Source organism: Palleronia caenipelagi (genome assembly GCF_007004065.1).
GTDB lineage: Bacteria > Pseudomonadota > Alphaproteobacteria > Rhodobacterales > Rhodobacteraceae > Palleronia > Palleronia caenipelagi.
Map to the genome: position 1 here is coordinate 1 of NZ_VFSV01000092.1, position 5,138 is coordinate 5,138.

Here is a 5,138-nt window from a genome sequence, read left to right on the forward strand (position 1 = left end):
CCGCGGGTAAAACAGACCACGCCGGTCACATTCGTCGTGTCGAAGGTGAGTTCTGTGTCCGCGACGGCGGCTCCGCCATTCTGGATGGCGAGGCTGATGTCCCCGATCTGTGCCGTGTAGTCGATGCCACCGATGATCCCGTTCAGCGTGCCATCCGCATGGTCTGCACGCATCATTTCGACCGCACTGGTGAACTTGGTCCCCGGAGCGCGCAGCGCGTTCACGGCGGCCAGCGTTGTCAGGTTGTAGAAGGCCGACAGATCGACGAAGTCATTGTCGTCCTGAAGACCGTTATCCACGGTGCCCGAGTTGCCTGTGCCGAAGTCGGTGATGATGTCGGCACCATCGCCGCCAGCCTCGACAAAGATATCATCGCCAAGGCCGCCTCCGACGCTGTCATCGCCAGACCCGCCGAGGACCACGTCGTTGCCAGACCCACCGTCGAGGATATCGGTGCCAGCGCCGCCGCTCAGGGTGTCATCGCCGCTCTCACCGAGAAGGCTGTCGTCGCCGACATCCCCCTGAACGGTATCATCGCCTGCACCGGCAGCGACGCTGTCATTTCCGAGACCGCCATAGATCGTATCGGCGGAAAAAGTGCTCCCGCTTTCAACGATACTGTCGTCCCCGCTGCCACCGTAGATCAGGTCAGACGCGGACCCCCCATCGAGCGTATCGTTCCCGGCGCCCCCTTCGACCGTATCCACGCCGGCATCGGCATTGACCACGTCCGCCCCGGCTCCACCAGACACGGTGTCATCGCCGGCCCCGCCGCGGAGGAGGTCATCGCCGGAATCGCCGATGAGCGTGTCATTGCCCGGGTCTCCGAAAAAGGTATCATTGCCGGCCCCGCCGCGGAGGAAGTCATCCCCGCTGTCCCCGTCCACCGTGTCATCGCCACTGGCGCCAAACAGGCTGTCATCGCCGCTCCGACCGTCGAGAACGTCAGCCCCGGTCCCGCCGTCGAGCGTGTCGTTGCCAAGCCCCCCCACCAGCGTGTCGTCGCCGCTGTCGCCTGCCAGAGCGTCGTCGCCGCTGCCGCCCAGCAGCGTATCGGCGCCAATCCCACCGCTCAGAGTATCGGTGCCGGTCCCGCCGAGCAGGCTGTCATCTCCGGAGCCGCCATCGAGCGTGTCGTTGCCAGTGGCACCACCCTGAAGCGTATCATTCCCCAGGCCGCCAAGGACGCTATCGTCTGCGAGGCCTGCATCGACGATGTCATTGCCCGCCCCGCCATAGATCGTGTCGAGAGATAGCCCCCCACCCTCATCCGTGATCGTGTCGTCCCCGGCCCCGCCATAGACCAGATCAGGCTGTCCGCCGGCATCAATTGAGTCGTCACCAGAGCCCCCATCAATCGTGTCATTGCCAAACCAGCCGATGATGGTGTCGCTGCCAGCCCCGCCCAAGAGGCTGTCGACGTCATCGGAGCCGTAAAGGCTGTCGTCGCCGGAGCCGCCATCGAGCGTGTCGTTGCCCGTACCACCATGGAGCGTGTCGTTCCCCGCACCGCCAGAGATGGTGTCATCTCCCGAACCAGCACTGATCGCGTCTTCACCAGAGCCGCCCTCCAGCATGTCGTTGCCTTGGCCGCCGAACAACTGGTCCGCCCCCGCATCGCCAAACACGCTGTCATCGCCGATACTTCCGTAGACGCTGTCATTTCCCGATCCGCCAAAGACCGCGTCATCGCCAGAAAACCCAGCGACCGTGTCGTCACCGGACTCGCCCCTGAGCGTGTCGTCGCCAACACTCCCGTCCAGCGTGTCGTTGCCGGCCCCGCCGTCAAGCGTGTCATCGCCACTCGCGCCAAGCAGGGTGTCGTTCCCGGCGCCGCCATAGGCGATGTCGTTGCCCGTGCCTGCCGTCAGGGTATCGTTCCCGATGCCGCCCTCCAGCGTATCATCGCCGACGGACCCAAAGAGGCGGTCATTGCCAGCATCGCCCTGAACGAGGTCGTTGCCTGACGAACCAAACAACAAGTCATCGCCAGAACCACCAGCGACCGTGTCGTCACCCGAGCCACCACCGATGGAATCAATTCCGGTGCCACCAAGGAGCGAGTCGTTCCCGGCATTGCCAAAGATGGAGTCGTTGCCAACTCCACCATCGATGGTGTCATTCCCGTCTGGCAGGCCGTCTCCGCCAGCAATATTACCGTAGATCTCATCATCACCGGAGCCGCCGAGGATGCTGTCGTCACCGCTTCCGCCGCTGATCAGGTCATTGTCTGCGGCCCCGTCGATGACGTCGTTGCCCGCCCCGCCGAACGCCGTATCAGTTCCCGCCCCGCCCAGCAGAACGTCGTTGCCGATCTCACCCAGCAGCGTTTCATCCCCGCTGCCCGCGTCCACCGTGTCATCGCCGCTGGCTGCGACAAACGTATCAACGCCCGCGCCACCGATCAGCAGGTCGTTGCCCAGTGTCCCCACCAGCGAGTCACTGCCGGCCCCGCCGTCGAGCCTGTCATCGCCACTCGCGCCAAGCAGAGTGTCGTTCCCGGCGCCGCCATAGGCGATGTCGTTGCCCGTGCCGCCGTCGATGGTGTCATCGCCGGAGTTCCCAAAGAACCGGTCGTTGCCCGTGCCGCCGTCGATGATGTCATCGCCGGAGTTCCCAAAGAACAGGTCGTTGCCGGCTCCCCCGACCAGCGTATCCTGGCCGGCCCCGCCCGTGACACTGTCGTCCCCGAGTTCGCCAAACACTGAGTCATCGCCAACCCCGCCCGAGACGTCGTCATCGCCAGAACCGCCAGAGACGGTGTCATCGCCGTCATCGCCCTTGAGCGTATCGCTCCCGGCCCCCCCATACAGGGTGTCGCTCCCGTCCCCGCCGCGCAGAGAGTCATCGCCGAGTTCGCCAAACACCGAGTCATTGCCCGGGTCTCCCGTGACAGTGTCGTCACCGGAGCCCCCATAGAGAGTGTCATCGCCGAAATCGCCGAAAACCTCGTCGTTGCCCGCGCCTCCGTAAACGGTATCGTTGCCAGACCCGCCGCGCACCGAGTCGTCGCCGCTCTCGCCGAGAACGCTGTCATTGCCATCATCGCCCAGAACGGTGTCATCGGCCCGACCGCCAGCGACGGTGTCATTCCCGAAACCGCCATAAATCGTATCCGCGGAGAGGCTGCCGCCCGTATCCGCGATACTGTCATCACCGCTCTCGCCGAAAAGCAGATCAGTACCGGTCCACCCATCAAGCGTGTCGTTGCCAGCGCCACCGTAGAGGGTATCCCATCCGGCATCGCCAAAGAGCGAGTCGTTCCCGAGACCGCCATAGAGCGTATCATCGAAGAGTCCGGTCCCGCCCTGAACGCTATCATCGCCGGAATCGCCGAAGACCACGTCATTGCCCTGGCCACCGTTAACGGTATCGTCCCCGGCCCCGCCGCTAACGGTATCATCGCCGCTCTCACCGGTAAGGAGATCGTTGCCGCCGTCCCCCAGCAGCGTATCATTCCCCAGACTCCCGCGGAGGCTGTCATCGCCCGAACCACCACTTAGAGAATCGTCGCCGCTCTCGCCAAAGATCGTGTCGTCGCCCAGACCACCGTCCAGCGTGTCAGTGCCCGTCCCGCCCCGCAGAACGTCGTCGCCGCTCTCGCCGAGCAGGCTGTCATCGCCGGAGCCACCATCAAGCGTGTCGTTGCCGACACCGCCGTCCAGCGTGTCGTTCCCGGCGCGGCCAGAGATGGTGTCATCGCCCGACCCGCCGACAACCACGTCGTCACCGGTCCCGCCGCCGAGCGTGTCGTTGCCAAGCCCCCCCACCAGCGAGTCGTCGCCCGAGGCGCCTAAGATGCTGTCGTCACCCGAGCCGCCAAAAAGAGTATCTGACGCGATTCCGCCATCGATCGTATCGTTCCCAGCGCCACCGAAAATGGTGTCGGGGGACGCTCCCGCGCCACTGTCCGTCACAATATCGTTGCCGTCTCCACCGAAGATCGAGTCGCCCAAAGAGCCACCGTCAATCGAATCGTCCCCCGCACCGCCCGAGATCGTATCGCTGCCGTCACCGCCATAAATCGTGTCGAATGACGCCCCGCCACCGCTATCCGAAATACTATCATTGCCACCGCCGCCGCTGATCACATCGGACTGACTGCCCCCATCGATTGTGTCGTCGCCAAAACCGCCGTCGATGGTGTCATTGCCCAGACCCCCGAAGATTGTATCCTTAGACTCACCAAGACCGCTGTCATTGATACTGTCCGCACCGTCACCACCGTCAATCAGATCAGGCTGAAACCCCCCGTCGATCGTATCGTTGCCAGGACCGCCAAAGATCGTGTCGTTGCCACCCCCCCCAAAAAGGCTGTCATCGCCACCCTGACCGCTGATGACGTCATTGGCGCCATCGGCAGTGGCGGTGTCGTTGCCAGCAGTGGGTCCGGGTCCGGGGGTCCAAATCGTAACCATGAATCAGCCTTTCTGAAGTCTTGATGTGCGTGGGGACACGGCCACTGGGGCAGTCCCAACCGACGGATCATTTGAGGGACGAGCGCTAGCCGTCGGTATCGGCGGGACGATGCGCGCCCGGTGGCGTTGAGAAGTGGGAAATGGCCCGCTCTTGATCAGGGGATGACGCTAGAGCCGCGCGTGTCCTGCGCGCGGTGCGAGACGGTTCAGACCATGTTTCGGCTTGATCGGTCCCATCGACCGACATCCGGATTGAGGCAAAGACCTGGACAAAGCGACCGGGTCTGACCCGATCCGGATTGAGAGTATCGACCACAACAACTCCTCGCAGGCATCAACCTCAGTTGCCGGACCGTACGAATGGATAGGGCGATATGTCAAACGGATAATATAAAATTTTCGTTTCAAATTCGAATGTTAGCATATTTTTAACCATGCGCACCCGGTTCAGGACCCGCGTGTATTCAGTGGGGATCAGGCATAATTCCCTGATCGTTTTTCGCCTCCCGCGACAAATATCGTCCGGGACAGCCCCCGGGAATGTGGACCATCATCCGGGATGGAACACCTCTTGCTTCCAGTAGATGGATCTCTGACGCCACTGGATATTCGGCAGTTCCCCGGCCGTCTGCCTGACGGCCTCGAGGGCCTCGCGCAGGGTCGCGGCTTTGCCGCTATGCGGCATCGGTGCCGGGTAGACGTGGACGGCCCAGGAATAGG

At 63.2% G+C, this 5,138-nt stretch carries 1 protein-coding gene; it reads right to left on the reverse strand.

The genetic code is table 11. The features are described from left to right. Nucleotides 1–4,418: beta strand repeat-containing protein (locus tag FEV53_RS19545; RefSeq protein ID WP_142836333.1), on the reverse strand; the 4,418-nt coding region annotated here is incomplete at its 3' end. Nucleotides 4,419–5,138: the final 720 nt, after the last annotated feature.